The sequence below is a fragment of the Domibacillus sp. genome, from assembly GCF_031181085.1.
In the GTDB taxonomy this organism is placed as follows: Bacteria; Bacillota; Bacilli; order Bacillales; family Domibacillaceae; genus Domibacillus.
The window spans coordinates 84449-110775 of sequence record NZ_JAPSLE010000003.1 but is presented as its reverse complement, the minus strand read 5'-3'; the positions used below and the strand labels follow the sequence as shown (position 1 = coordinate 110775).

Genomic DNA, 26327 nt, shown 5'->3' with positions numbered 1-26327 from the left:
GGAGAATGAATTACACTCCACTGAAAGAAGGCTGGATAGAATTTGACCAGACAGGAAAAATTTTCACTCCATGATCTCGTTCGTACTTTTATTACTTAAAAAGAACAATATAAAAAACCGATCCGCAAAAGCGGATCGGTTTTTTATTCCCGATGAAACAGCCCCATCACTTCAACCGTCTGCGTAATGTTTACGAACGCGTGCGGGTCGACTTCTTGAATCATCTGTTTCACTTCATTTAATTGATAACGGGTAATGACGGTCATTAAGACGGAGCGGCTTTCGCCGGAATATGCACCTTTTGCTTCCGTGACGGTAATGCCGCGGTACAGGTTTTTCAGCATTTTCGCACAGAGCTCATCGCCTTTTGAGGTTACGATATGCAGCGTGAGCTTAATGTGCTTCGTGTGAATCGTATCGACCACTTTGCCTGTTGCGTAAATGGCAATCAAGGTGCTCAGAGCAGCATCCCAGCTGAACAGAAAGCCCGCGGCAACAATCACAATTGCATTCATGATGGACAGCAGTGTGCCGAGCGGGAAGTCCCGCTTGCGTGCCAGCAGCATCGCGATAATATCAAAACCGCCGGATGAAGCAGACGCACGGAAAGTCAGGCCGACTCCCGCACCCGTTAACACGCCGCCGAACAAAGAAGAGAGGATCGGCTCAGTGGACAGCTGCGTGATAGGAATCCAATAAAGAAACAAAGACAGCGATACAACTGATAAAATCGTATACGCAATAAATTTCTTTCCAAGCTTGACTACCCCGAGTATGAGCAGCGGAAGGTTTAATAAAAAGTTTAACAATCCGGTATTCAGTGGCGTAATAATGCCAAGCATGATCGCTACTCCGCTTAATCCGCTGCTTAAAATCTCGTGTGGGATTAAAAAGAAATTATACGCGATGGCAATCAGCACGGAACCCGCCAGTATAAGCAAAATGTGCATAAAGCAGCTCCCCCTTTTTTTCTTCATTATAAGAGAAAAAATGGCAGTTCCTTTAAAAATAGTGTTTTCAGAAAAGCGGCAAATGCGTGTTTTTTTCCTTCTTATTGTATAATAGAAGGAATCAAAGGCAGCTTCGTTCGCCCTTGTGATTTGCCAGAGGAGTGGACCTGAATGAATGAACAATCCCCGCTCGTCCGTTTTTTAGGCGGACGCACAGCCCTATTCGTCTTAAGCCTTGTGCTTTTGCTTGGGCTTACTATTATGGTATATTCCCGCGTTTCCTTTATTTTTGAACCAATTTTCGGGTTTATCGGCACCGTTGCCCTCCCCGTTATTTTATCCATTGTTGGCTACTACTTATTAAGCCCGCTTGTGAATCTGCTGCAGCGCTATAAAATACAGCGCGGCTGGGGAATTTTAATTGTTTTCGTGGCGCTATCCGGCCTGATTACCATTTTACTGGTGACTATCCTGCCTTTTTTGCGGGATCAGACTGAAGCGCTGATTGCTTCATTCCCAAGCTACGCCCGGCAGCTCGGCATGGATATCGATATGTGGGCACGCAACTCACCCTTTGAAGCACAATATATGGAAATCTCTAAAAATATGCAGACGAACGCTGAACAGTTTCTAGGATCCATTACGCAGAATTTTTCTGATTTTGCCGGGCATACGCTTGACAGTATTACGAATGTGATCGCTACGCTCACTAATTTCATTGTCTCGCTCGTAACTGTGCCGTTTATTTTGTTTTACCTGCTAAAAGACGGCCATAAGCTTTATAACGGCTTCCTTCATGTACTGCCGCCAAGAATGCGCGGTCGTACCGGGGCGATGCTGATTGAAATGGATGAACAGCTTCGCTCATATATTCAAGGACAAATGCTGGTGAGTCTTTGCATTGGAATTATGATGTATATCGGCTTTCTCATTATCGGCCTTGATTATGCGCTTCTGCTTGCGGCTATTGCCAGCGTGACAAGCGTCGTGCCATACCTCGGACCGGTCATTGCTATTACACCCGCGATTATTATTGCCATCGTGACGTCACCGTTTATGGTGGTAAAGCTTGCCTTAGTATGGACAGTTGTTCAGCTTTTAGAAGGCAAATTTATTTCTCCGCAAATTATGGGCAAATCGCTGCAAATTCACCCGGTCACCATTATTTTCGTTCTACTGACGGCTGCCCACCTGTACGGCGTAGTCGGTGTGTTGATCGGCCTGCCGACTTATGCGCTTCTGAAAGTCATTGTTCAGTATATGTTTGGCTTATTTAAAGCTCGTTATAACCGGTTTTCCGAAAAAGCGGATGATCAGTATGCTGTTGTTGAAACGGACGATGACCTTGTTTAAGACTATGCAGCCCGGGTAAACATCTACTAGACGTATCAAAAAGGAGATGTTTTCATCATGGCACATGACAACAATGGACTTGGCGACAAATTAAAAGGCGCCGTAAACAAAGCAAAAGGTGAAGTAAAAGACCAGGTAGGGAATGCAACAGACAACACAAAAATGCAGGCAGAGGGGAAAGGCGATAAATTAAAAGGCGATGTGCAGAACCATATTGGTCATGCGAAAGACCATCGTTAACCACCTGCCAAAACACCCGCGGTGTAACAACTGCAGGTGTTTTTTACTTTCTGTGACCAGTGTACAAAAAAGCAGCTTCCTGATCAGGAAGCTGCTTTTTTTATACTCTTTTTTTCATCCATTTGGATAGAACTTCATACACAATCGGCACAATAACAAGTGTCAGCAAAGTTGAACTTGTCAAGCCGCCGATTACAGTTACACCGAGACCTTTTGAAATCAAGCCTCCTCCTTCGAGACCGAGCGCAAGCGGAAACAGAGCACCAATCGTCGCCAGCGCTGTCATTAAAATAGGACGCAGACGTGTTGATCCTGCTTCGAGCAGCGCTTCACGCGTCGTTAAGCCTTCGCGTTCTTTATGAATCACTCGGTCAATCAGCACGATTGCATTCGTTACTACAATCCCAATCAGCATAAGCGCACCAATCATAGAGGAAATACTGATTGTTTCGCCAGCAATCAAGAGCGCCACAAGCGCACCGATAATAGCAAACGGCAGCGAGAACAAAATCGCGAATGGTGCGAGACCGCCGCCAAATGTAATGACGAGTACAAGATATACAATCGCGATCGCCGCCAGCATAGCAAGGCCAAGCTGCGTAAACGACTCATTAATATCCTGCGTTACACCGCCCATTTCTATATTGACACCTGCAGGCAAATCAAGTTTATCGAGTTTTTCCTGCAGTGAATTGGATGCCGCAGATACATCGTCGCCTTTCAGCTCGCCATTCACATCCACAAAAACTTTCCCATTACGGCGGGAAACCGTATCCGATGTTTCTCCTTCTTCTACCGTCATTACACTGCCGATTTTCACCGGCTGGCCGTTCATTGCTGAAACAGAACGGTTCGTGATATCGTCAATAGATTCATATGACTGCGCAGGTACATCAATATAAACATTGACGTCTTCCCCATCCCTTTCAATCGTCGTTAAAATTTGGCGTTCCCGCACCGGGCTCAGCTCCATAGCGATTTGACCGGCAGTCAGTCCTGCTGCCGCCATTTTTTCTGGATCGGCAACGAGCGTGTATTCTTCATAGGCGTCTGCAAGACCCGTTTCCACCTTTTTAAAATCACCGCTATCTTTCATCATCTCTTCTACATCTGCCACAACCGGCTCGATGTCTTCCAGCTCTTCGCCGTAAATATTAACGGCGACTTCATTACTTCCGGCGCTGGCCGAGAAGTCCTGCGACGCCCATTCTCCTTTAGAAACAGAGTCTTGCAAATCTTTGAGCGCGTCTTCTTTTTTCTGTGTGAAATCTTTTGTCTCTTCGTTATACATCACATAAAACATGGCGCTGTTCGATTGGCCCGGGTTCATCGGATTTTCACTTCCGACTGAATACTGAACCGTCTCTACATCGTCGATATCCATAAAGTAGCGCTCCGCATCAGCCGCAATATCCGCTACTTCCTCCATCGTCTGTCCCGGCTCCGGGGCGTACGTGACAATAACCATTTTCTCTTCTTCACTCGGCAGGAAGCTGACGCCGATCTTCGGCACTAAGAAAAAGCTGCCGATCAGGAGCACAACTGCCGTTAAAAATGTAATGATTTTATGATTTAAGGTCCAGTTCAGCACAGAACGGTAACCCGCAGCAAGCCGTCCTGGCTTTTCTTCGTGTGCTTTTGCCTTAACGCCGCGTTTAAACAGTGTATGGGCGAGCATTGGCACAATGGTGACAGCTACCAGGAGCGAGGCAAGCAGCGCGAACACAACCGTCAGCGCAAATGGAAGAAACAATTCGCCTACCGTACCTTCTACCAGCCCAAGCGGCAGGAACACCGCGACGGATACAATAGTGGAAGACATAATCGGCACGAACATTTCTTTTGTTGCTTCACGGATCAGTTCTTTTCCGCGCAGCGTCTCATCCTGAAGCGACAGGCGCCGATAAATGTTTTCCACAACCACGATCGAATCATCAATTACGCGTCCAATGGCAACTGTCATCGCTCCAAGGGTCATAACGTTTAACGTAATGTCCATTTGTTTCAGTAAAATTAACGCAATTAAAATTGACAGTGGAATCGAAATAACCGAGATAACTGTCGAGCGTACATCACGCAAAAACAGCATGATAATAATAACCGCAAAAAGAGCACCAAACAGCGCTTTGTTCAGCATTGTTTTCACAGATTCTTCAATTGGACCGCCTTGGTCAAAAGTAGAAGTAACCGTCAGAGCGTCCATATCACTTTCAAACTCATCTACTTTTTCTTTTACTGCATTGACAACGTCCACTGTATTCGCATCGGCTGCTTTTACAATTTGCAAGCCAATTGATTCCTGTCCGTTTGTCCGGGAAATTGATTCGGCTTTTCCGGTTAATTTTACCTCGGCGATATCTGACAGCTTGACCGGACCGATTGGAAGGTTCTGCAAGTCTTCAAGCGTTGTAATATTGCCATCAACTATCAGAGACTTTTCCGTGCTGCCAAATTCAAATAAGCCAAGCGGTGCTTGAATGTCAGCTCCTTGAATTATTTTCGTCACTGTGTCTTCATCCAGCTTCAGCTGGGCAAGCTTTGCCTTATCAAACACAACGGCTGCTTCCTCCACCTGCTGGCCGGATATTTGAACCGATGCCACACCTTCAGTGCCTTCAATTTCCGGCAGAACCTCCTCTTCTACAAGTGTTGTCAGCTCTTCCAGAGACAGGTTTTGGTCTGAAAGACTGAGTGCCATGACCGGAAATGCATTAATGCTTAAACGCGATACGCCAGGCTCCTGCACGTTTTCTGGAAAATCCAGGTCCTCAAGTGCTTCTTTTGCTTCCTGTTCCGCTTTTTCCATATCCGTCGAGAAGCTGTATTCTACTTGGACAAAGGAAGCGTTTTGATAGGAAGTCGAGCTGACGACTTTTACGCCTCCTAAGTTTTGAAGCTGCTTTTCAATGGGTTCTGACACACTGTCCGCCACTTCTTCCGGCGTCGCTCCCGGATAGACCGTTGTTACTGTCACAATTGGCGGCGTGATATTAGGAATCGTCTCAAGCTTCATAGAAAGCCCGGCATACAAACCAGCCGCGGTTATGATGATGGTCATCAGCCAGACGGCAAATTTGTTTTTTAAGACGAAGTTAATTAACGCGTTCATGTTTCCTCCCCTTTATGACCAACCGGTCAGTTCTCTTTTCAATATATATGACCATACGGTCAATTGTCAAATAATTTCCGGTTTCAAAACAGTGACTTGTGGGTCATAATAGAAGTAGAGGTGAACGTCTATGACTGAGAAAGAACAACGAATTATCGAAGAATCCCTTAAACTATTTGCCCAGAAAGGCTTTGCTGCCACTTCCATACAAGAAATCGCCACCGCCTGCGACATATCAAAAGGTGCTTTTTATCTTCACTTTAAATCCAAAGAAGCATTGCTGTTAGCGGTTCTGCATTATTACTTTGATTTGTTATCAGCTAAAATCAAGACGATTGAATCTGAAGACTTGCCGCCGCGTGAAAAGTTTGTAAAACAAATTGAATGCCAAATGCGTGAGATTCAGCAACATAAAGAGTTTCTTATCATGCAGGCACGCGAAAATGCAATTCCATTCAATGAAGATATCGAAGCGTTTATTTTCAAAATGCGTGCGGAGGCGCATCAACTTTATCGAAACCGGCTGATCGGTATGTATGGACGCGAGATTGAACCGTACTTTTGGGACTTGTCCGCTGCACTTCAAGGCATCCAGCATGCGTTTTTGCATATGACACTTGTAGATGGAATAGAGCTGGACGTCCATTCATTTGCGGAGTTTTTATTAGATAGTGCCGATGATCTGCAGGCCGGGCTCAAGCGCCGCGCCAAGCCGCCTGTGATCGACTCGCAAATCATGGAAAATTTGTTTAAGCATCACTTGAACGATGATCTTTTCGTTCTTTGGCTGTCTGATTTAAAGCAGGAAAACTGGTCTGATGACATCCTCGTGTCGCTTGATGTGATCGAACAGGAACTCCAAAGCAGCAGTCCGCGGCCCGCTGTGCTGCGCGGTATGCTTGCCAACCTGACCGAAGAACCCAGCCTCCACGAGTTTATGCAGGCTGTGAAAAACTATTACAAACTTGGGTGACGGATCGTTTCATAAGAAAATCCCTGGCAGGAAATGCCAGGGATTTTCTTACTTCGATTGCGGCCGGAATCCTTCTTCCAGCAAATAACGCTCTGCTTCTTTAAACGATTCAAAGCTTTCTTCCAAATTTAAACCTGTGTACACATTCCACAGCTCATCTTCATTTGCAAGCACCAGCACTTGTCCTTCATGGTTTTTCCATTCTGTTTCTTTCACAAGCTCCTCCTGCTCAATGGCTTCATCTTCTGGTTTATCTGACAAATACCGGATCGAATCCGATACCGCTGCCCGGAGTTCACTTTCTGAAAAGTCCCGAATATTGATAAGCCCTTTTGAATCAGCTTCATACCCCGGCAAGTCGCCTACAAAAACAAATCCATTCCCATTAGGATGCAGGTGATATACCACCACTGTTTTTTCATACAAACTTTCCTCAAAATGGTAATTAACACGCTTCAAAGACACATCTTTCGCTGTCAGCTGTGGAAATGTCGCAAGAACCGCTTTTTTTTCTTCAAATGTAAGCATGGTACGCCTCTTTTCTTTTTAGATGACCGTAGTATATCATTTGCAGCCCCGCTTTTAAAATTAAATAAAATATTTATCATTTCTCCCAGAAAGCTGGCCAAAAGAGCTAAATATTTATCATTTTTTGTCGAAATACATAGCAGGATATCGACATATTACGACAAAAATCAGGAGGTTATACCTATGAAGCATTTAAAAATCGGCCAAAAAATGCTCGTTCTAATCATAATGGCTGTTCTTTTTTTGCTGATGATCGGCGGTACCAGCTATTACTTTTTGAATCAGACAGCCGAAAAGTCGAAGGAGATGTATGAAGACAAACTGATTTCCATTCAAAACATCGGTCAAATCCGGACAAACAACCGGGCTATTACTGCCTATACGCTTGAATTAATGGTCACTACTGATTCAAACATGAACCAGGAGCTCCGCGAGAAAACCGAAAGCTTGATCGATGAAAACAACAAGCTTATGGAAGACTACTTGAACGCCAGCAAATCCGATCCAAAAGAACTCGAAATGGCTGAGCCGTTTGTAGAAGAATTTAAGACGTTCAGTGAAAAAGCAATCGATGCTCAAATTCTCGCTGGACAAAATAAAAATAAAGAAGCCTACGAGCAGTACTTAGCAGAAGTAGAACCTGCACGTGCAAAAATGACAGAGCTTGGCACTCAATTAAGCAATTATAATCGAGACACGGCGGCTGTATTAAACAATGAAAACCAGGAAAGCGCCCAAAAAGCGAACGCGATTATTTTAATCGCTTCTCTTCTTTCCATTCTTCTTTTCGCAGGACTTGCGATTTTGATTTCCCGGATGATTACTCACCCTATTCGGGCCATTCAGGAATTAATGAGCCAGGCCCAAAAAGGAGATTTAACTGTTGCCGGAACGTATGCTTCTCGTGATGAGCTCGGCCAGCTGACTGCGTCCTTCAATGACATGACGAACGGACTGCGCGATGTGATTCGGCAGGTCGCTGAAACAGCGGAGCAGGTTGCGGCTTCCTCGGAAGAGCTCAATGCGAATTCAGAGGAAACAACACGCGCGACCGAATTGATCGCAAACACAATGGAAGAAATGGCAAGTGGGTCGGACAGCCAGCTGCGTCAAGTGTCTGACACAACGGCAACGATGAACGAACTGGCAGATGGCGTTCAGCAAATCGCCCGCAATGCGCACTCTGTCTCCGAAACAGCTGCCGGAGCCATTGAACGCGCAACTGCTGGAAACACGTCGATCCGCCAGGCCGTTAACCAAATGGGGTCCATTAATATAACATTCGACGGGCTTTCCGGTGTTATTCAAGGTCTCGGCCGCCGTTCAAACGAAATTGGCCAGATTATTGACTCTATTACAGCGATCGCTGCCCAAACGAATCTGCTTGCGCTGAATGCAGCGATTGAAGCGGCACGGGCCGGCGAACAAGGACGCGGATTTGCGGTGGTGGCGGATGAAGTTCGTAAGCTTGCTGAAGAATCTGCCCGGTCAGCCAGCCAAATTTCCGAGCTGATTTCCGCTATTCAAGCAGAAACCGCCCAAGCGGTCGAAGCGATGAAATCAGCCACAGCTGAAGTACAGGGCGGTATTGATGTGGTGCATAATGCGGGTGGCTCGTTTGCAGATATTACTTCTGCAATCGGCGACGTAACCGGTCAAATCCAGGAGGTATCCGCCGCTGTCCAGCAAATGGCTGCCGGCACTGAGCAAGTTGTTGCGAGCATGGATCAAATTCATTCTATCTCAGAAGAAGCTGCTGCCAGCACAGAAAATGTCTCGGCGGCATCCGAGGAGCAGATGGCCTCTATGGAGGAAATCGCTGCTTCTGCCCGTTCTTTAGCGGAAATGGCAACCCATCTTCAAGAGATGACCCGACGCTTTACCGTTTAATAAAAAAGCAGTCTCTTTACCGAGACTGCTTCAGGCTGTCGACAAAGTCGACAGTCCTTTTTAATATTGAATGAGCAATCAAGGTTTTGTGTTGTTTTAGTTACAAGTCAACTAAATAAGCTAAAACAAAAAGACGAAAACCCCATTTTCGCAGAAGTTCTTTTCGAAAATAGAGTTTGTCTACACTCTGAAGCAGTCTCTTTACCGAGACTGCTTTTTTAATAAGTCTGGATTGAGGACAATGGGTAAAACCGCAGCTGCACTTCTCCGTTCACACTGTTCTCCGGAATCAGCCCGAACGCGCGGCTGTCTTTGCTGACACGGCGGTTATCGCCCATCACAAATAAGTATCCGTCCGGAACCCGGTCATACCCGGTTTTTTCCTTTAAAGTAAAGTCACCCATCAGCTTTTCACCGGGCATCAGCCCGTCCCGATTTTCATCTAAATACGGCTCCTCTGTTGCTTTTCCATTCACGTACAGCACGTCATTTTTCACCTCAATCGAATCTCCCGGTACTCCGATAACCCGCTTAATATAATGTTCATCCGCATCCGGCGCATCAAATACGATTTGATCAAATCGATTGACCTTCGTTGTTTTAGTGATAATGACTTTATCGTCGTTCTCAAATGTCGGTGCCATAGATTCTCCGTGTACGACAATACTTGAAAATAAAAAGTAGCGTACAGCACCTGCGATGATGACCGCCATGGCAATCGACTTTATCCACGAAATGACTTCGCTCCAATTCATGTAGTTCTTCCCTCCCTTTTTCAATTGAAGCAATTCCTTTTCCTTATTGTATCAAACCGAATCTTTTTCATGCCAGAATCACCCTTTTAAAACGGACAACTGCAAGAATACGTTTAGCCATCTTCTGGAAAGGTTAAGGTACTATTGTGTACAAAAAGAAGGAGGAGATCCAGATGAATCTTTATGAACAGCAAAAAAACGGCCAGCCGGCGCAGTCACAGTCCAAGCAGCCGGGAATTGAATCCCAAATGGAGCCCCGTCCGATTCAGCCGACTAACTACATAGGCAGCGGCAAGCTAAAGGACCGTGTAGCGCTGATTACAGGCGGTGACAGCGGAATTGGCCGTGCTGTTGCTATTGCCTATGCTAAAGAAGGTGCTCATGTGGCGGTCAACTACCTTGAAGAACACAGCGACGCTGAAGAAACAAAGCAGCTTATTGAATCGGAAGGTGTACGCTGTCTTCTGCTCCCTGGCGACGTTTCAAAAGAAGATACATGCAAGGAGCTCGTAGAGAAAACGGTAAGCGAGCTGGGAAAACTCGATATTCTTGTAAATAATGCAGCGATTCAGTTTCCAACACAAAACATTGAAGACATTACTGAAGAACAGTGGGATAAAACGTTCCGTACCAATATGTATTCCGTCTTTTTTATGAGCAAGCACGCGGTGCCGCATTTAAAACAAGGCAGCGCCATTATTTCCACCACTTCTATTAATCCTTATATCGGCAATCCAACCTTAATGGATTACACAGCAACAAAAGGGGCGATCGTCGGCTTTACACGCAGCCTGGCGCAAAACCTGGCATCAAAAGGCATCCGTGTGAATATGGTGGCGCCTGGCCCTATTTGGACACCGCTTATTCCGGCCACATTTGAAGGTGAGAAAGTCGCCGAATTCGGAACAAATACCCCGCTCGGGCGTCCTGGACAGCCGGCAGACCATGCAGGCGCATATGTGCTGCTTGCATCTGATGAAGGGTCTTATATTACCGGACAATGTATTCATATCAACGGCGGCATGGCGATGTCTTCTTGATCATTCCAGGCAGAAAAGCAGCCCGCTTTTCTGCCCTTTTACTTTACATAGAAAGAAGGGAAATAAAATGGACTTTACCGAAAAAAGCACACTCACCTCACATATTCACAATATCCTTCGTTTTTATTACCCTGCCTGTATCGACCAAAAAAACGGCGGCTATCGGAGCGGCTTTTCCGATGACGGGACAGTGACAGACAGCCAAACAAAGCATCTTGTCGGCACAAGCCGGTTTGTTTATCTTTTCAGCATCGGTGTACTGACAGACGGACCGGACTGGTGCCGGGATGCGGCGGAACACGGGATTCGCTTTTTGACTGAGCACCACCAGGATAAAGAAAATGGCGGCTTCTTTTTTGAGCTCGAAGGCACTCATGTAAAAGATAATACAAAAATGGCCTATGGTCATGCTTTTGTGCTGCTGGCCGCTTCGATCGCCCATCAAGCCGGTGTCCCGGGCGCCAAAGACTTACTCGAGATTGTTGGCGAGGTAACGGAGCAGCGCTTTTGGGACGAGGAGCATGACTTATACCGCGATGAATGGGATGCTTCCTGGTCTGTACTGGCTGCGTACCGCGGGCAAAATGCCAATATGCATATGTGTGAAGCTATGCTGACAGCATTTGAAGCAACTGGGGAAAACAAGTATCTTGACCGGGCATACCTGCTGGCAAAAAAGGTGCCCATAGAACTGCGGACAAAGGGCGGTGGCATGATCTGGGAGCATTACACACCAGACTGGCAGCCGGACTGGGTATACAACCAAGGTAACACCAAAGACGAGTTCCGGCCGTACGGCTTCATTCCCGGCCATCAGCTTGAATGGAGCAAGCTGCTTCTCTGGCTCGATCGTCATCGTTCGGAGTCCTGGATGCTTGAGACAGCAGAAGACCTGTACCGAAACGGCTGGGGATATGGACACGACGCTGAGCACGGCGGTATTTACTATTCTCTTTCCCCGGAGCGTGAAGTGATCGATACCGATAAAAATTACTGGGTGATTTCTGAAGCCATCGCCGCTGTCGCTCTTTTAGGCGCAAAAACCGGCCATGATCCATATTGGGACCATTATCGCCAGTTGTTTGCTTATGCTTCGGAGTATTTTATCGATCATACACACGGCGGCTGGTATACGCTGCTGAATGAACAAAATGAGCGGTACGAAGGAGAAAAAAGCGTTGCCCCTAAAGCTGACTACCATCCGGCGGCAGCCTGTTATCAGGCGATTCTTGCTTTATCATAAAAAAAGCCTGCAGCATGAAAAAACGATCCCCTTACACAAGGGGATCGTTTTCGGCCAGACGGTTTTTCTTCTTTTACGGAAGACGCGTCTCTGTGTCTTTTAAACGATTTTGGTCATCAGGCATACGGTTTTTATCAGCCGTCTTTTGCGCTTCTTGTTTCTGGGCTTCTTTCATGTTTTCCTTTTGCTTGTTTGTTAATTCTTTTGGATGGTCCATGAAATATCACTCCTTTGTTATGACTGTTCCCGGTCTGATGAGGTATAAACGTCCTCTTTAAAGAGTGGTTTCATTACTGAACCGCCATTCTTCCATGAAGCCCGTCCAAATAAGCAAGCACCTGGCCGCGCATTTCCGGCCGGCTGAGCGCCATTTCAATGCCGGCACGCAGATAGCCGAACTTGTCGCCGATATCATAACGCTGCCCCTCAAGTAAAACGGCATGAATCGGGGAAGCAGCACACTGTTTCCGAAGTGCATCCGTCAGCTGAATCTCTCCTCCTGTGCCACGCTCTAAAAATTCTAAAACAGGAAAAATAGATGGATTGAGCACATAACGTCCCATAACCGCAATCATCGACGGCGCTTCGTCAACAGATGGTTTTTCCACCAGATCAGCCAGTTCGTACACAGAACCTGTGCAGGCACGGGGGTCGATAATACCGTATTTTGATACATCCTCCGGCGCAACATGCTGTACGCCGACAACATCGGTCCCCATCTTTTCGTGCACATCCATCAGCTGGCGAAGCGCCGGCTTTTTAGACATCATTAAGTCATCTCCTAAAAGTACTGCAAACGGTTCATCGCCGATAAATTGACGAGCGGAAAGAACAGCGTGTCCCAGGCCCAGAGGCTCTCTTTGCCGGATATAATGAATGGAAGCTAGATTCGAAATCCCCTGCAGTTCTGCCAGTATCTCCTTCTTCCCTTTTTCCTCTAATGTTTGTTCCAATTCAATCGAGCGGTCAAAATGATCCTCAATCGATCTTTTGTTGCGCCCTGTCACAATAATAATGCTTTCGATGCCCGAGGCAACTGCTTCTTCCACAATATATTGAATGGCCGGCTTATCAACAACCGGCAGCATTTCTTTTGGCTGTGCTTTCGTAGCAGGCAAAAATCTTGTGCCAAGTCCTGCTGCTGGAATGACGGCTTTTTTAATGGTCATATTGATTTTCTCCTTTGCTGCCTGAACACCCAGAAACGGCTGCCGAAAAACGTGACGGACAAGCCGCTGAGTGTGGCGATGGTTTTACTAATAAAAAGCGGCTGCCCGCTTAAAAGGGATAGCAGAAACGTCGACATACAAAGAGCAATCACATTTAGAAGGATGAACTTTGTTATTTCCTCTATATGTATTCGCCCACTTGCTTTAAATGTCCATGACCGGTTCCAGACGAAACTGTTGAGCGTGCCTGCACTGTAGGATAATACTTGTGCCCACAAGTACGGCACACCAACCGACCAAAGCGTGAAAAAAAGGAGCATATCGACCGCTGTATTTAACACGCCTACAATCCCAAATTTCATCACTTCATTTAAATTTCGCATAGCGGGTCACAACGTCGCTTTCATGTTCGGATTGACGGCTGTCACGCAAAATATATAACGGCCGGTTTTTTGCTTCGTCGTAAATGCGGCCGATATATTCTCCAATGACGCCCAGCATAATCAGGATGACACCGTTGAAAAACAGCATTGTCAGCAGTAAGGATGACCAGCCTGGAGTCGTTGTGTCTGTAAAAAAGCGCTGATACAAGACAATCAAAATAGCCAGTGAGCTTGCTGCTGACAGCATGACGCCAAGCAGGCTTGCCAGCTTCAGCGGTTTATAAGAAAACGAGGTGATGCCGTCCATTGAAAACTTCAGCATTTTTTTGAGCGGGTATTTTGTTTCGCCGGCCAGCCGTTCGTCCCGTTCATATTCAATCGCGGTTTGTTTAAAGCCAACCCAGCTGACAAGACCGCGGACAAAGCGGCTTTGTTCTTTCATGCCCTTCAGCTGATCGCATACTTTCCGGTCCAATAGGCGGAAGTCGCCGGTATCAAGCGGAATATCGATATCGGTAGACGCCCGCAGCAGCCGATAAAACATTTTCGCCGTTTGTTTTTTAAAAAAGGTCTCTCCTTTGCGCTTTGTCCGCTTGGCGTATACAACATCATAGCCTTCTTTCCATTTCTCAATCATGTCTAGAATAAGCTCCGGTGGATCCTGTAAATCAGCATCAATCACCACGACCGCGGAGCCGGCAGCATGATCCATGCCGGCTGTAATCGCAATCTGGTGTCCGAAATTACGAGAGAAATCAAGATATTTTACATAGCGATCCTGCACCGCAATCTCTTTTAAAATATCAATGGTCGCATCTTGGCTGCCGTCGTTCACAAACAGCAGCTCATACGAACCGTCTGCCTGATCCATCACCGCTTTAAGGCGGCTGTACGTTTCACGGATCACTAATTCTTCATTGTACACTGGGATAATAATGGAGTATTTCATATCCTCACGCTCCTTCATAAACATATAAACCGCTCCAGTCATCAGAAGTGACTTCCTTGCAATGCTCCTGAATCCATTCGGTTACTTCACTATTTTGGCTGCCTCCCGGTCCGCCGCCTGATGTCATAAAAAATTTCACTTCTCCGCTGGCTGTCATTTCTTCCAGTTTTTTAACCGTCATAGCCGGATCGGATCCGCCAAATCCTCCCATAGCCAAGGCTGTGTAGTCCGTATTCAAAATGATGCTGGCAGCAGAATTGGCATTTTGCACTGCAACTAAGTAGGTTTCGCCTGTATGGTTTTCTTCCAGGTAGCTGATCAGCTCTTCGCTCATCTCTCTGCCCATATCACCGCCGCCGCGGCCGTCCGAACTGTTTTCATCTGTCCCGTCAGGACGCTCCACTCCAGCTGGCATTTCACCATCTTGAGGCATTTCCATCCCTTCCGGCATCTCTGGACGTTCACCATCTGTTGCCATCGCCACACCTCGGTCAGCGAATACACCGCCACCGTCCGGTCCGCCTGCTGTAGCAGGTCCAGCGGTTGGCATGATGCTGTTTGTCGTACCCGCCATAACGGGTATAGCCGTCCAGTAAGCTGGCATTAAAAGCAGCCCCAGCATCGCTGCTGTCCGGACATGATGGACATATTTTGTCGTGATAATCAGCAGGATACAGACAACCAACCCGAGAGCCAGCACTCCGCCGATCAGCCACGGCTGAATCGAGTCAATATTTTGATAAAGTACGTATGCTTCAAAAGCGAATGTGATCAGCAGCGCTATTGGAAACAGCAGGCGGCTCCAGTTCTTTTTCTCTTTGTACAGTCCCCACAGCACCGCGCCGCCAACAGCTGTTAAAGCCGCAACAGCCGGTCCCATCATGCTTAAATAGTAGCGGTGGTAAAAACTTGCGATGCTAAAAAAGCCCATCATTGGCAGCAGCCATGCCAGCCAGAAGATAGCGAATTTATGCTGCATCGTAAGCGCTCTTTGGCGCTTGATCGACACCGCTATTCCGATTAAACCGAACAAGACAAATGGAAGCAGCCAGCTCGACTGTCCAGACATCGAATCCGAGAACAAACGCAGAACACCTGCTTCGCCAATATCTTCACCGCCGGCTCCCCGGGAAGAGTTGTTATTCAGTAAGCTGCCCGATTTATCATCGGTACCGCCGCTTTTTGATTGGTCCCCGGTCAGCCGCTGAATCCCGTTATAGCCAAATGCCAGCTCCAGCACTGAGTTTGTCTGGCTTCCACCGATATAGGGACGGTTCTCTTCCGGCGTCAGCTGTACCGCTGTCGCATATGAAACAGAAACACCCAATAAAACGACTGTTGCCATAACCAAGTGAACGATTCGTTTTTTCCAGTTGTGCTGCGCAGCGATTAAATAAAAAAGATAAAAAGCCGGTATAACCATGTACGCCTGCAGCATTTTAATGTTAAAGCCGATCCCAATCAACACCATGGAAAGGAGCATCCAGCTGAATTTTTTTTGCTGAACCGACTTCATGAGCGCCCATACAGCAAAAAGCAGTGTTAAAATCAGCATCGCATCTGTATTGTTCGTCCGTGTTACCGCAACAAAGATTGGCGTTACCGCCAGCACAAGCCCGGCCCAGCGTGCGGTTTTCATACCAAATACGGGTTTGACAATCGTATATAAAACAAAAACGGATAATACACCGGCGATCGCTTCCGGAAGCAGCACGCTCCAGTCACTCACGCCAAAAATTTTCGCGCTGATCGCTTGAACCCAAAGAGCGACCGGCGGCTTATCCACCGTAATAAAATTGCCTGAGTCCAATGACGCGTAGAAAAACGACTTCCAATTGGTCGTCATGCTTTTTACAGCCGCCGTATAATACGAGTTGGATCCTGATGCCCCTATGTTATAAAAATTCAATATCGCTGACAGCGCTAAAATCGCCGCGAGCCACGGATCAAACCGTTTCTTCATTCTCTTCACACTCCATTTTCTTCTTTCGATATTCTGAAGTGTAAACCGCGTTGGTGAAAGAACGGTGAAAAGAAACGGTTTTTTGTAAGAGAAAAACGCCTATGCCTTATTGGCACAAGCGCTTTTCGCTAATCCCGGTTTCCATACATCAATTCCGTACTATGGCTGTACAGCTCAATGGTGTTGCTAAAGGGGTTCTGACAGTACTGTAGAAAGTACGGCTTGGCGGGGCGGGTGTTCCACTTTTGGCCGATCCGCTTCCCTCCCCCCCTCTTCAATTCGTTCGGCGGCCGCATCCACATCATCTACTATCAGACAAAGATGAAAAAATCCGGTGTGGTATCTTTCCGGTTCTCTTCGTTTCATCCTCTTTATGTGCTGCCCCTGTAGATCCTGTGTCATATTAGGCTTTTCCTCTTCCGACGCATCAAAGAAATACAGCCCGATAATGATTACAAATCCGAGGGTCTTCTCATACTAATCAACCGCTTTCTCCAAATCTAGCACCGCAAACCCTACATGTGTAATGCAATCATCTTTTTTCCTCCTTTTTTACGTCTTTACCCCACCTTGAGGTTTACAATAATCGAAAAAGCGAGTACACTACCGCAAACGGAGGTGTAAAAGGATGGAAAAGGAGATTTTGGCAGCATTACGGAGCATTGAACAGGAATACGATGTGAAGGTACTATACGCCTGTGAATCAGGGAGCCGGGCATGGGGGTTTCCATCTCCGGACAGCGACTGGGATGTTCGCTTTTTTTATATACACCGCCCAGAAGTGTATCTCAGCATTGACCCTGTAGGTGTCGGGAAAAAACGTGACGTGATTGAACGCCCGATTCACGATGAGCTTGATGTAAGCGGCTGGGATCTGACCAAAACACTTAAGCTGTTTCGTAAATCCAATCCGCTGCTTTTGGAATGGCTGTTCTCCGATATTGTATATGAAGAACTGTACCAAACCGCCGGGCAGATGAGAGAAATGAGCGGCAGCGTGTTTTCACCGGTTTCCTGTATGCATCATTACATCAATATGGCAGCCAGCAACTTCCGGGCTGTGCACAAAAAAGAAAACAGCAAACTTAAACAATATTTTTATATCCTGCGTCCGGTGCTCGCAGCTAAGTGGATTGCTGAGCGGCAGACTATCCCTCCTTTTCCGCTCGGTTCCCTGCTGGACGCGCTGATCAAAGATAAAGCCCTAATGACGGCCATCCAGCAGCTTGCCGCACGAAAAACTGCGGGTGAAGAGGGAAACGGCGGATCTGGCATCACCCTCATAGACGCATTTCTTGAACGGGAGATAGAAGAGCTTCGAAGCCGTGCTGCGTCCCTCAAGCAGCCGGCAGAGAACCCAACAGAACGGTTAAACGATTTGTTCCGCCAAACATTGAAGGGGGTATGGAGTGAATGAAAAAAATCATCTTGCAGCCACACAGCTTAACGAATGCAGACCGAATTTTCACGCTGACTTCTGCGCCCGAGATAAAGGAAGCGCTTGGCCTGCAAGTAAATACAGTCCATGACACAATTGACTTTTTGCAGGCAGTGATGGCGGAAGAGCTGGAAGAAAAAACAGTGTCACGGGCGATAATCACTGAAGACGGTGAACTAATCGGCATTACAACTTTAATGTTCATTGACCGGGAAAGCGGCTCATGCAGTCTCGGTACATGGATTGGACACGAATATTGGGGACAGAGCTATAACAAGGCTTCTAAATGCGCTATTTTGCAGACAGCTTTTGCAGAACTGGGCCTTAACCGCGTTTTTATCGGTGTGCGTCTTGTGAACAAACGGTCACAGGCTGCACAAAAAAAACTGCCGTTTGTTACATGGAACGTCGAAGCGGATTATCCGGACATACATGCAGCACTTGAAAAAAAAGAAGGGCAGCCCTGCTTGTTAAACGTTGTGTACCGGGCCGATTTTCCGCTCGTCCGCCCGGCAAATAACGAAGACATTCCAGCCGTCCAGGCTGTCGCACGGGCAGCGTGGTACGATACATATGAAGAGATCATTCCACGGCCTGTGCAGGATGCTTTTTTGGATCGCGCTTATGCGGTAAACCAGCTTAAGGAGCGCTTCCAGAGCTTGTTTTTCGTGGCGGAGTGCGGCGGGCAGGTGGTTGGGTTCGCAAACGCCGTGCAAGAAGGGCCAAATGCCAGTTTGCAGGCGGTCTATCTCCATCCGGATGCCCCGAGGCAAGAGATCGGCACACGGCTGCTGCATGAAATGATCAATCATTTGTCCAAACCCTGCACTATAACTGCTGATGCAGAAAGTGGCAACGTGTCCGGGGAGCGATTTTACGAGACGAATGGTTTTTCCTTGGTAGAAGAATACGAAGAAAACTTTTCAGGTCATACATGTCATACGAAAAGGATGCAGTGGAAATGCGGACAAATAAAAAAGGGTGTCTCCTTATGAGATACCCCTTTTTAATACACTTTTTCTCTATGTATATCTAACTCTCTGCGCTCAAGCTCTTCTTCGAGCAGCAAGAGAAAATCGTGATCCAGATCCAGTTTCACTGCTTTTTTATACGCTTCCACAATAAACTCATCCGTTTGCTCTTTCATTGTTAAACGCTTCCCCCTTTTCTAAAAGAACATATACCTTCCTATACCCTTCTTTAAACCTTTTTTATCAAAAAAAAACCGCCCCTTAATTGGACGGCTCACTTTTCATGTACTGTACCCAATCGGCTGGCTGAATTTGATTGGATATATCCAAAATCTTTTCCATTACCCGTTCCCGCTCCGCACCTTGAAGCAGGGTCGGCTGGTAATCATTCCGATCTGTTCGTGAAGAAATGGAGAAAGGTACCACATTAATATCTTTTCCATCTGTCAGCTTTCCATCTTTTACTTCAAACGTCTGCTGGAACACGTACGTATCTTTATCGGACGGGTTTCGATTTCCGCCAAACATAAAGTTACCAAGACTGTAAACAATAAATTTACCATTATACTCTTCAATTCCCTGTACCACATGCGGATGATGCCCTACAACAAGGTCAGCCCCGGCATCGACTGCAAATCGGGCCAGTGTCTTTTGCGATTCTTCCGGTACGTAGCTTCTCTCCACTCCCCAGTGAAAATGAACGATCACGATCGCCGCGCCCTTTTCCCGCATCTGCACAATATCCGCTTCCACCTGAGCACGGATCTCCGCCGTATCGGCCCAGCCTTCATAGCCGAGCGCACCGACTTTCACACCCTTTACTTCTGTTAAAAAGGAATCTTCATAACCAAAAAAGCCAATGTTCGCTGCTTTTAAATTCGCCTTTGTATCTTCATATCCTTGCTCCAGGTAATCAAAAATATGATTGTTGGCTACATTGACTGCTTCTATACCGGCATCCGTTAAAATCTGCGTATATTCCGGATCTCCTTTAAAACGGAATTTTTTTTCTGCTTTTTCTGTCGCTTCGGTCAGCGTCGTCTCCAGGTTTACCGTTGTCAAGTCATCACGTTGAAAAATACCGTTCAGCCCTTTTGTAAAATGAGCTAAGCCATTCCGCTCCGCTTCATCTGAAAATGACCCGGCATATGTGAATGTCTCATCCGTTCCAAGTGTAAAATCTCCTGCTGCACTCACTGTAATCGATACGAGCGGCGTTTCTTTTTGAGAAGCCGTCGCCTCATCCAAAATACCTTTTGGTACCCCCTGTGCCTTTTCTTTCGTCACCATTATATTTAACGCAACAGCTGCGGCAACAGCTAAACATAAGCCGAGAAGCGACACTCTGACCCAGCGTTTCAGCCGGCGGCGCTTTCGTCTTTCCATCCTTCTTTGTTCTAGCATAATGTACCTAATCCCCCTGATCCCTATTTATACCAGTATACAACATTGTCGGCCAAAATAGGAGATCAATGGTGGTGCTTCATATCTACGGAAGGCCCATTTTGCTCAACATCTGCTTCTATGCCCACCCATATTTTTTGGGTTGGCATAATATGCTGTCCATTCGTTTGAATATCCGCTTTTACAAAATAAATTCCTTTTTCTATAATCCTTTTTTGTGCTGTAAAAACCCCGTCTTTTCCTTCCTGCATGGGCAGCGTTTCCCTTTGTCCGCCCTCCGGCCAAAAAGAAACAGATACGTCCGCACCCGGTGATGTGGCAATCTGTATATGGCCGGCTGATACATCAATCGCTGCATCCAGTTTTTCCTCTACGACATACTGATCCGCTGAATCGGGATCAAGGCTGCAGCCTGATAATAAAAATAGACTACTAAAGATGATCCACTTTCTCATGCTGCAAATCCTCCTCTTACCCGCTTTGCGATTTGATCAATGATCCATACAACGAGCATGGATGCACCTGCAAGTGGAAACAAAATACCAAGCATGATAATCAGTGCCCATAATCCTTTTGCCACTCTCGCTGCAGGACGCGCGGGTGCGCTGTGCTTCCGCTTTCGCCATAAAAGCAGTCCGCTTACAATAACAACTATCATCCCTATACAAACTGCAAGCCCCATCAGCTTGTTGATCATGCCAAACTGCGACCCTTTATGAAGGGTAATGCCAAGCGCAATCGCCTTACCGGCCGGTCCGTAGTCTTCATAACGATAGTCTGCCAGTACTGCGCCGGTATACTGATCAATATGCATCGTCACTTCATCCTGTGCTTTTGGCGGAAACGCGGAAACCGTGTACACGCCTGTCTTCTCCTGCGGAATAAATAGGTCATAGCCCGGCTTAATGCCCCGTTCGTTGATAATATGGATGACATCATCAATCGACAGCGGGACGTACGCCGATTGCACAGACTGCGGCACTGGAAGATTTTCCGCCGACCAGCCAACATCCGCTACATCTTCTGTTTTTAAGCTGGAAAGCGGCGCTTCCCCCACCCAGATCGATGGCGGATAGCCTTCTCCAGAATTGGTTGCCGCGTTTTGCACCTGCGCACCCCAAAAACCAGACCACGGCAGGCCCGTCATAATAAGAAAAAATATGCCGGCGGAGATCCAGGCGGCTGGGACTACATGCAAATCGCGGACGAGTGTCCGGCTTCCTTTGGAAAAACGCGGCAGCACAACGCCCCATATTCTTTCCTTCTTACGCGGCCACCAGAGATACGCCCCCGTAATGATTAAAATCAGTGCCCAGCACGCGGCCAGTTCCACCAGCCGGTCACCGACTGTGCCTGCCATTAATTCGCCGTGAATTTTTTCAAGCTTGTCCATAATCCGGTCCGTGTCATCGAGCGTTCCCATAATCTGCATCGTGTGCGGATCGACAAATACGGTCATCGCTGTTCCATGATGATCGGTAATGCCGATTTCCGCTGACTGGTCTTCCGAATCTGCAGGCCGGTAGCGCGTGATGACGGCATGCGGATATTGCTCTTTAACAGCCGCAAACATATGACTGGCTGGCATCGTCTCTGACTGCGGCGTTACATCGTATAAATCTGCATAAAGCGCATGCTCAATTTCTGCTTTAAACAAATAAACTGCACCTGTTATTGCGAGTACAAGCAAAAAAGGTGCAAAAATAAGACCGGCATAAAAATGCCAGCGCCAAATCCATTGGTAATGCTTTCGCGATTGTTCCACTTTCCTGCCCCCTCTTACTCTTTACATCATGGATTATACAGGTCAGATGTGAACATTGCGTGAAGAATAAATGAAAAAATGCCCGTTTGATTTAAACGGACATTTTACGAAGAACAAGCATAGATATTGTAATGATCGTAAAGGCACACAAACTTAAAAACGGAATGGTAATAAACCCAAGCCAGTTAATATATTCTCCTGAGCAGGGAACGCCGCTTGTACACATTTCAAAATGCTTCATCGCCGGTATCTTTTGCAAAGCATAGTGATATCCTGCAATCCCCATTCCGAATACGCTGACCGGCAGAATATAGCGGTACATGCGTGTGTCGCCCCAATAAAATGCCAGGCCGAGGAAAATACAAAGCGGGTACATTAAAATACGCTGATACCAGCACATCGCACAAGGAATAAAACCCATTTGCTCACTGAAAAACAAGCTGCCAAGCGTGGCTGCAATGGCCGTGAGCCAGGCGGCGAGAAGCGGTTTACTCAGCATCAGCCGCTGCCTCATCCACCATTTTAACTAAATCGTCAAACGAATTTCCTTCAAATTTTTTGCCGTTTACGAACAGAGTCGGCGTTCCAGATACCTCTAGCTCTTTTGCCGTTTCGGCGTCTTTTTCCCACGCTGCCATCGAGCCTTCTTTTTCTACGACCGCCATCACTTTTGCCACTTCTTCATCGGTTGCAATCTCCGACAGCGTTTCTTTTAAAAAGTCATTCGTATATAAGTCGACTTTTTCAAATGATAAATCATCCGGCTGTTTTTCATACATAAGATGATGGAACTTCCAGAAGCGGTCATTGCCAAGTGTCTGATAAACAGCTTCAGCAAACTGGGCCGACCGGTTGGAATCTACGTTAATAAATGAATAATTCATAAAATAAAACTTCGCTTTTCCTGTTTCCACGAGTTGTTCATTGATCAGCGGAAAAAACGATTCATTAAAATCTTTGCACACAGGGCATTTATAATCACCGAATTCTACAATGGAAACCGGCGCCTCTTCTTTGCCTAAAAACGGTTCCTTCTCATAATTAATCTCGGCACTTTTTTCACTTACGTTCGATAAAAAAACGACTCCTGCCATACAAATGGCAAAAAAGCCGACAATCCAAAAAACACCTTTCGCCAAACTTTTTCCTCTCCTTTAAACTGCGATTCGCAGCTTTTCTCTATTCAAACATTTCTTTACAGCAGCACATCAATAAATAACAAGCAAATGCCGGCAAAAACAGACAGCGACCAAAAAGCTGACTGAACCGGTATATGCAGCGGCCGGTCCGCAGCCGGGTTCAGCAGGCGGTGAATCCGCTCGTTTACAGATGTATCGGCAAAAGACACACAGGACAGCGGCATATGAATTTGTCTGCCTGCTTTGATCATTTTAAGAAGCGCGCTGCCAAGCTCGGCTGCAGAGCCTGTCCGCTCAATCGCATACGCATCAGCCAGCAGTTCTTTATCACGCCGGTACTGCTCCCGTACCCATCCTAAAATAGGCATATACCATAAAACAGAGGCCGACACCGCCAGCAAAAAAACCTTCAACGGATCGCGGCTTCGGTGATGATAGAGTTCATGATACACGACTGCCTCAAATTCCGAGTCCGTCAGCATGTCCTTTAGTCCAGTTGACAGAACGACAACCGGGCGAAAAAATCCCATTGTCACTGCTACAGGGGCAGGGTATGAAATCAAGCGGATATCCGCACTGTACCGCTTGGACCATTCGTTTGTCAGTGCACCGATTTCATATGCGCCAAACCACCGTCTCAGACGAGAGGCCAGAAGCCATTGCCTGCTAAGCTTCCAAACGAATAGTATAAGCGTGCTGAACACAAGCGCATCAACAGCGTATTCCAAAAACGTAAAACCGATCCATTTTAACGCGCTATGGCACACAGCGACGAAATTCAGGCGCACATCCCAGCCGGCTAACAGCGAAACAGCATAAAGCCCCATTTGGGATAAAATCGTACCCGAGGCAAGCAGGCTGACGAGAAACAGACTTTTTGATGGGTGTGTAGTCCTCATATTACCGGTCCTTTTTCCATTCTTTTATTTTCTGCTCCAGCTGTGCGACCAAGTCATCATCTGCTTCATCAAGCGCATCAATCATATGGCTGACAACCACGCTCCCGAATTCGTCGACCAGCTCTTGTGTCATTTCTTTTGACTGGGTGTTTACAAACTCTTCCCGCGTAAGAACCGGCTGGTACATAGAAGTCCGTCCTTCTAATCGTTTTGTCAGGATGCCTTTTTCCACGAGACGGTTCATGACCGTCATGACAGTATTGAAATTAGTCGCTTTTTCTTTTTCCAGTTCATGCTGAACGTCCTTGATCGACTTTTCGCCGCCGCACCAAAGCACATCCATAATTTTAGCTTCAAGCGGTCCAAAAAAACGGTTCAAGCCGCGCTCATTAAATTTAAAGGATTGAATTTTCACTTCCTGCCCCCCTCACATTACTCATTGTAGTGTGCATACAAAGACTTCGTCAAGAATCCGTTGTGTAACATTTTTGAAACAAAATCTTAACAATTATTTCGCTCATTTCATAGTAAACTACAAAGCATAGTGTTATAACACTACCGAATGTAGTGAATAAGAAAAAGGAGGATTTACAATGGAAAAAGGAAACCTTATCTTGAGGCTTGTGCTTGGATTTACGTTTTTTATGCACGGATTAGACAAGTTGAGAGGCGGCATTGTTGGCACAGCCGGTTTTTTTGAAAGTGTAGGAATTCCGGGCTTTATGGCGTATGTGGTTGCAGGCATTGAACTTGTTGGAGGTATTCTTTTAATACTCGGATTGGGTGTGCGCATCCTGTCCATTTTGTTTGCCGTTATTTTAATAGGAGCCATTTTTACAGTCAAGCTGTCGGCTGGTTTTTTAGGCGGACTGGAATTGGATATTGTACTGCTGGCGATGTCTGTTCACCTGGCTCTTGCCGGCTCGTCTAAATATGCTCTTGATTCCCGCGTAAAAGTAAAAGCAGCCTCCTAAGGAGTGCTGCTTCTTTTTTCTTATATCATATTGGAGTACCGCCAGAACCGGTTAGCTGTCGGCGGAGCCAGGCGTTCAAGCCCCCGGCTCTTGGAACGGTGCAGCGGCTTCCATTCGCCGGCTCCGCTTTTTAAATAAACTTCGTGATGCGGTGCTTCATCATGTTCACCGCTTATCTCCATCAATCCATTTGTATAAAAAGCGGCATGCACTTTATACACAATGTCCGGTGACGGCATTAACGGGTTGCCTACGGAATGATCAAGCAGAAAAGATACCTTTTCCTCGTCGGTCTGTACACTTTTTATGACAATCCCTTCATCTGAAGCCCGGTCCCGTTCAACCAGCTTTTTTTCTACAGTATAGCCTTCAGATGCGCCGACACTTCGTGAAAGTGTAACATTTTTGCCCTTAATTTTCACTTCAGCTCTTGTCCGGTACCGGTCTGCTTCCGGATCAAATGTCCGTCCGTCTCCCGTAAAAAAGCGCATTTTTGATAAAACATTCGGGTTTTCTACCCACTCATCTTCTAAAAAGGTTGTATAACGAAGAACATGGTCACGATCTACAAAGGCCTGCTGTTCTTTTAACGCATCGACCGGCCGGCCAATATCTTTAAAAAGCAAAAACGTTTCAACAAGCATATCATCTTCATTCTTTTGAACTTTTAACAAATCGATCACTTTGGCAATCGGAGATGATTTTTCCGCCGCTTCTTCATCTCCCGGCTCAAGCGGCCGGACACCTTTAATTTCGTATACATATGATTCATCCATCGTTATATGGGTATCGTGAAAACCCGGCTCTGTTACGGTTCCGGCATATTCATTGTTACGGTAAATCGCATACTCCTCTACACCGCGAATCGGCTCCCAGGCCATCGCGATTTTTCCTTCTTTTACAACCGTTGTAACAATCAGTTCCTGCAGCGGAATGTCCGCATTTTTTTCCTCACGCTCTACCGCTGTTGTCGTTTGAATCTTCAGCGTGCTGTCTCCTTTAAATAAATAGGAATATGTGGTTCCCGGTTTCAGGCCTGTATCTGTAAACGTCGTATCCTGGCCGCTGTAGACCTCTTTGCCGTCTTTTAAAATGCGCACCGGTCCTGTTCCCTCCCAATCCAGAGAAATGCGGTCCGGTGTCTGGCTGACTCTTGTAAGATTCATGATGACGCCACCTTTCTTTCTCCTTC

General features: G+C 46.6%; 28 protein-coding genes. 9 read left to right on the top strand and 19 right to left on the bottom strand.

Annotation, left to right across the window (positions count from 1 at the left end; all coding sequences use genetic code 11):
- Positions 1-143 precede the first annotated feature (143 nt).
- Positions 144-950, bottom strand: coding sequence for a YitT family protein (locus RIN81_RS06410; protein ID WP_251269910.1), 807 nt, complete (start codon positions 948-950; stop codon positions 144-146).
- Positions 951-1121: 171 nt separating this feature from the next.
- Between RIN81_RS06410 and RIN81_RS06405 the strand changes: the two genes are divergently transcribed.
- Together RIN81_RS06405 and RIN81_RS06400 are read left to right on the top strand one after the other, a co-directional pair.
- Positions 1122-2303 carry an AI-2E family transporter gene (locus RIN81_RS06405; RefSeq protein ID WP_309088491.1) on the top strand — a complete coding sequence of 394 codons (1182 nt, stop codon included), beginning with the start codon at positions 1122-1124 and terminating at the stop codon, positions 2301-2303.
- 57 nt (positions 2304-2360) lie between these two features.
- A complete protein-coding gene (locus tag RIN81_RS06400; RefSeq protein ID WP_309088488.1) occupies positions 2361-2543 on the top strand; it encodes a CsbD family protein in 183 nt (60 codons plus the stop codon).
- Positions 2544-2643: 100 nt separating this feature from the next.
- Here the strand turns inward: RIN81_RS06400 and RIN81_RS06395 are convergent, their stop codons facing one another.
- Entirely contained in the window at positions 2644-5652 is a 3009-nt protein-coding gene (locus RIN81_RS06395; protein ID WP_309088486.1) for an efflux RND transporter permease subunit, read from the bottom strand.
- Positions 5653-5782: 130 nt separating this feature from the next.
- Between RIN81_RS06395 and RIN81_RS06390 the strand changes: the two genes are divergently transcribed.
- Positions 5783-6625, top strand: a complete 843-nt coding sequence (locus RIN81_RS06390) for a TetR/AcrR family transcriptional regulator (RefSeq protein WP_309088484.1) — start codon at positions 5783-5785, stop codon at positions 6623-6625.
- Positions 6626-6673: 48 nt separating this feature from the next.
- On the opposite strand, the gene RIN81_RS06385 is transcribed toward RIN81_RS06390, so the two are convergent.
- Positions 6674-7153: a hypothetical protein gene (locus tag RIN81_RS06385; RefSeq protein WP_309088482.1), complete on the bottom strand. Its 480-nt coding sequence runs from the start codon at positions 7151-7153 to the stop codon at positions 6674-6676.
- Between the two features lie 183 nt (positions 7154-7336).
- On the opposite strand from RIN81_RS06385, the gene RIN81_RS06380 reads away from it, so the two are divergent.
- Positions 7337-9043 carry a methyl-accepting chemotaxis protein gene (locus RIN81_RS06380; RefSeq protein WP_309088480.1) on the top strand — a complete coding sequence of 569 codons (1707 nt, stop codon included), beginning with the start codon at positions 7337-7339 and terminating at the stop codon, positions 9041-9043.
- A gap of 218 nt (positions 9044-9261) precedes the next feature.
- On the opposite strand, the gene lepB is transcribed toward RIN81_RS06380, so the two are convergent.
- Positions 9262-9798 carry a signal peptidase I gene (lepB, locus tag RIN81_RS06375; RefSeq protein WP_309088478.1) on the bottom strand — a complete coding sequence of 179 codons (537 nt, stop codon included), beginning with the start codon at positions 9796-9798 and terminating at the stop codon, positions 9262-9264.
- Between the two features lie 173 nt (positions 9799-9971).
- On the opposite strand from lepB, the gene RIN81_RS06370 reads away from it, so the two are divergent.
- Together RIN81_RS06370 and RIN81_RS06365 are read left to right on the top strand one after the other, a co-directional pair.
- Positions 9972-10838 (top strand): SDR family oxidoreductase, encoded by an 867-nt coding sequence (locus RIN81_RS06370; protein ID WP_309088476.1) that lies wholly within the window; start codon positions 9972-9974, stop codon positions 10836-10838.
- Positions 10839-10905: 67 nt separating this feature from the next.
- On the top strand, positions 10906-12081 hold the full coding sequence (locus RIN81_RS06365; protein ID WP_309088473.1) for an AGE family epimerase/isomerase: 1176 nt from the start codon (positions 10906-10908) through the stop codon (positions 12079-12081).
- Positions 12082-12154: 73 nt separating this feature from the next.
- Here RIN81_RS06365 and RIN81_RS06360 read toward each other — a convergent pair whose 3' ends face one another.
- The 6 genes from RIN81_RS06360 to RIN81_RS15785 all read right to left on the bottom strand — a co-directional run bounded on the left by RIN81_RS06360 (position 12155) and on the right by RIN81_RS15785 (position 16986).
- Positions 12155-12298 carry a hypothetical protein gene (locus RIN81_RS06360; RefSeq protein WP_309088472.1) on the bottom strand — a complete coding sequence of 48 codons (144 nt, stop codon included), beginning with the start codon at positions 12296-12298 and terminating at the stop codon, positions 12155-12157.
- A 73-nt stretch (positions 12299-12371) separates the two neighbouring features.
- On the bottom strand, positions 12372-13250 hold the full coding sequence (gene galU, locus RIN81_RS06355) for a UTP--glucose-1-phosphate uridylyltransferase GalU (protein ID WP_375164510.1): 879 nt from the start codon (positions 13248-13250) through the stop codon (positions 12372-12374).
- Positions 13247-13633, bottom strand: coding sequence for a GtrA family protein (locus RIN81_RS06350; protein WP_309088470.1), 387 nt, complete (start codon positions 13631-13633; stop codon positions 13247-13249). Before RIN81_RS06350 ends, galU begins: the two co-directional genes overlap by 4 nt.
- Complete coding sequence (locus tag RIN81_RS06345) at positions 13617-14624, bottom strand: glycosyltransferase family 2 protein (RefSeq protein ID WP_309088468.1); 1008 nt, start codon at positions 14622-14624, stop codon at positions 13617-13619. The genes RIN81_RS06350 and RIN81_RS06345 overlap by 17 nt, the downstream gene beginning before the upstream one ends.
- The gene (locus RIN81_RS06340) at positions 14587-16545 is read right to left on the bottom strand and encodes a glycosyltransferase family 39 protein (RefSeq protein WP_309088466.1); all 1959 of its coding nucleotides are present in this window, start codon (positions 16543-16545) and stop codon (positions 14587-14589) included. Before RIN81_RS06340 ends, RIN81_RS06345 begins: the two co-directional genes overlap by 38 nt.
- Positions 16546-16731: 186 nt before the next feature.
- Positions 16732-16986 carry a VOC family protein gene (locus RIN81_RS15785; RefSeq protein WP_375164516.1) on the bottom strand — a complete coding sequence of 85 codons (255 nt, stop codon included), beginning with the start codon at positions 16984-16986 and terminating at the stop codon, positions 16732-16734.
- A 187-nt stretch (positions 16987-17173) separates the two neighbouring features.
- Between RIN81_RS15785 and RIN81_RS06335 the strand changes: the two genes are divergently transcribed.
- A complete protein-coding gene (locus RIN81_RS06335; protein ID WP_309088464.1) occupies positions 17174-17962 on the top strand; it encodes a nucleotidyltransferase domain-containing protein in 789 nt (262 codons plus the stop codon).
- Positions 17959-18978, top strand: coding sequence for a GNAT family N-acetyltransferase (locus RIN81_RS06330; protein ID WP_309088462.1), 1020 nt, complete (start codon positions 17959-17961; stop codon positions 18976-18978). Before RIN81_RS06335 ends, RIN81_RS06330 begins: the two co-directional genes overlap by 4 nt.
- Before the next feature lie 11 nt (positions 18979-18989).
- Here the strand turns inward: RIN81_RS06330 and sda are convergent, their stop codons facing one another.
- From sda to RIN81_RS06290, 8 genes are all read right to left on the bottom strand, one after another.
- The gene (gene sda / locus RIN81_RS06325; RefSeq protein ID WP_242231747.1) at positions 18990-19130 is read right to left on the bottom strand and encodes a sporulation histidine kinase inhibitor Sda; all 141 of its coding nucleotides are present in this window, start codon (positions 19128-19130) and stop codon (positions 18990-18992) included.
- Between the two features lie 85 nt (positions 19131-19215).
- Positions 19216-20358: a CapA family protein gene (locus RIN81_RS06320; protein WP_309088458.1), complete on the bottom strand. Its 1143-nt coding sequence runs from the start codon at positions 20356-20358 to the stop codon at positions 19216-19218.
- 65 nt (positions 20359-20423) lie between these two features.
- Positions 20424-20813, bottom strand: a complete 390-nt coding sequence (locus RIN81_RS06315) for a hypothetical protein (protein WP_309088456.1) — start codon at positions 20811-20813, stop codon at positions 20424-20426.
- The gene (locus RIN81_RS06310; protein WP_309088454.1) at positions 20810-22123 is read right to left on the bottom strand and encodes a PepSY-associated TM helix domain-containing protein; all 1314 of its coding nucleotides are present in this window, start codon (positions 22121-22123) and stop codon (positions 20810-20812) included. Before RIN81_RS06310 ends, RIN81_RS06315 begins: the two co-directional genes overlap by 4 nt.
- Before the next feature lie 91 nt (positions 22124-22214).
- Positions 22215-22622 (bottom strand): disulfide oxidoreductase, encoded by a 408-nt coding sequence (locus tag RIN81_RS06305; RefSeq protein WP_375164509.1) that lies wholly within the window; start codon positions 22620-22622, stop codon positions 22215-22217.
- Positions 22612-23262, bottom strand: a complete 651-nt coding sequence (locus tag RIN81_RS06300) for a DsbA family protein (RefSeq protein WP_251269932.1) — start codon at positions 23260-23262, stop codon at positions 22612-22614. Before RIN81_RS06300 ends, RIN81_RS06305 begins: the two co-directional genes overlap by 11 nt.
- A 56-nt stretch (positions 23263-23318) precedes the next feature.
- Positions 23319-24161 (bottom strand): M56 family metallopeptidase, encoded by an 843-nt coding sequence (locus tag RIN81_RS06295; RefSeq protein ID WP_309088452.1) that lies wholly within the window; start codon positions 24159-24161, stop codon positions 23319-23321.
- Between the two features lies 1 nt (position 24162).
- Positions 24163-24576: a BlaI/MecI/CopY family transcriptional regulator gene (locus RIN81_RS06290; protein ID WP_309088450.1), complete on the bottom strand. Its 414-nt coding sequence runs from the start codon at positions 24574-24576 to the stop codon at positions 24163-24165.
- A 178-nt stretch (positions 24577-24754) separates the two neighbouring features.
- Here RIN81_RS06290 and RIN81_RS06285 point away from each other — a divergent pair, with 178 nt between their 5' ends.
- A complete protein-coding gene (locus RIN81_RS06285) occupies positions 24755-25135 on the top strand; it encodes a DoxX family protein (RefSeq protein WP_309088447.1) in 381 nt (126 codons plus the stop codon).
- A 20-nt stretch (positions 25136-25155) separates the two neighbouring features.
- Here RIN81_RS06285 and RIN81_RS06280 read toward each other — a convergent pair whose 3' ends face one another.
- The gene (locus RIN81_RS06280; protein ID WP_309088445.1) at positions 25156-26301 is read right to left on the bottom strand and encodes a DUF3238 domain-containing protein; all 1146 of its coding nucleotides are present in this window, start codon (positions 26299-26301) and stop codon (positions 25156-25158) included.
- Positions 26302-26327 lie beyond the last annotated feature (26 nt).

What these genes read in the sequence shown, in the direction of transcription:
- RIN81_RS06410 (WP_251269910.1), bottom strand. Translation starts at nt 950, where the DNA reads ATGCACATTTTGCTTATACTGGCGGGTTCCGTGCTGATTGCCATCGCG.
- RIN81_RS06405 (WP_309088491.1), top strand. Translation starts at nt 1,122, where the DNA reads ATGAATGAACAATCCCCGCTCGTCCGTTTTTTAGGCGGACGCACAGCC.
- RIN81_RS06400 (WP_309088488.1), top strand. Translation starts at nt 2,361, where the DNA reads ATGGCACATGACAACAATGGACTTGGCGACAAATTAAAAGGCGCCGTA.
- RIN81_RS06395 (WP_309088486.1), bottom strand. Translation starts at nt 5,652, where the DNA reads ATGAACGCGTTAATTAACTTCGTCTTAAAAAACAAATTTGCCGTCTGG.
- RIN81_RS06390 (WP_309088484.1), top strand. Translation starts at nt 5,783, where the DNA reads ATGACTGAGAAAGAACAACGAATTATCGAAGAATCCCTTAAACTATTT.
- RIN81_RS06385 (WP_309088482.1), bottom strand. Translation starts at nt 7,153, where the DNA reads ATGCTTACATTTGAAGAAAAAAAAGCGGTTCTTGCGACATTTCCACAG.
- RIN81_RS06380 (WP_309088480.1), top strand. Translation starts at nt 7,337, where the DNA reads ATGAAGCATTTAAAAATCGGCCAAAAAATGCTCGTTCTAATCATAATG.
- lepB (WP_309088478.1), bottom strand. Translation starts at nt 9,798, where the DNA reads ATGAATTGGAGCGAAGTCATTTCGTGGATAAAGTCGATTGCCATGGCG.
- RIN81_RS06370 (WP_309088476.1), top strand. Translation starts at nt 9,972, where the DNA reads ATGAATCTTTATGAACAGCAAAAAAACGGCCAGCCGGCGCAGTCACAG.
- RIN81_RS06365 (WP_309088473.1), top strand. Translation starts at nt 10,906, where the DNA reads ATGGACTTTACCGAAAAAAGCACACTCACCTCACATATTCACAATATC.
- RIN81_RS06360 (WP_309088472.1), bottom strand. Translation starts at nt 12,298, where the DNA reads ATGGACCATCCAAAAGAATTAACAAACAAGCAAAAGGAAAACATGAAA.
- galU (WP_375164510.1), bottom strand. Translation starts at nt 13,250, where the DNA reads ATGACCATTAAAAAAGCCGTCATTCCAGCAGCAGGACTTGGCACAAGA.
- RIN81_RS06350 (WP_309088470.1), bottom strand. Translation starts at nt 13,633, where the DNA reads ATGCGAAATTTAAATGAAGTGATGAAATTTGGGATTGTAGGCGTGTTA.
- RIN81_RS06345 (WP_309088468.1), bottom strand. Translation starts at nt 14,624, where the DNA reads ATGACTGGAGCGGTTTATATGTTTATGAAGGAGCGTGAGGATATGAAA.
- RIN81_RS06340 (WP_309088466.1), bottom strand. Translation starts at nt 16,545, where the DNA reads ATGAAGAAACGGTTTGATCCGTGGCTCGCGGCGATTTTAGCGCTGTCA.
- RIN81_RS06335 (WP_309088464.1), top strand. Translation starts at nt 17,174, where the DNA reads ATGGAAAAGGAGATTTTGGCAGCATTACGGAGCATTGAACAGGAATAC.
- RIN81_RS06330 (WP_309088462.1), top strand. Translation starts at nt 17,959, where the DNA reads ATGAAAAAAATCATCTTGCAGCCACACAGCTTAACGAATGCAGACCGA.
- sda (WP_242231747.1), bottom strand. Translation starts at nt 19,130, where the DNA reads ATGAAAGAGCAAACGGATGAGTTTATTGTGGAAGCGTATAAAAAAGCA.
- RIN81_RS06320 (WP_309088458.1), bottom strand. Translation starts at nt 20,358, where the DNA reads ATGCTAGAACAAAGAAGGATGGAAAGACGAAAGCGCCGCCGGCTGAAA.
- RIN81_RS06315 (WP_309088456.1), bottom strand. Translation starts at nt 20,813, where the DNA reads ATGAGAAAGTGGATCATCTTTAGTAGTCTATTTTTATTATCAGGCTGC.
- RIN81_RS06305 (WP_375164509.1), bottom strand. Translation starts at nt 22,622, where the DNA reads ATGCTGAGTAAACCGCTTCTCGCCGCCTGGCTCACGGCCATTGCAGCC.
- RIN81_RS06295 (WP_309088452.1), bottom strand. Translation starts at nt 24,161, where the DNA reads ATGAGGACTACACACCCATCAAAAAGTCTGTTTCTCGTCAGCCTGCTT.
- RIN81_RS06285 (WP_309088447.1), top strand. Translation starts at nt 24,755, where the DNA reads ATGGAAAAAGGAAACCTTATCTTGAGGCTTGTGCTTGGATTTACGTTT.
- RIN81_RS06280 (WP_309088445.1), bottom strand. Translation starts at nt 26,301, where the DNA reads ATGAATCTTACAAGAGTCAGCCAGACACCGGACCGCATTTCTCTGGAT.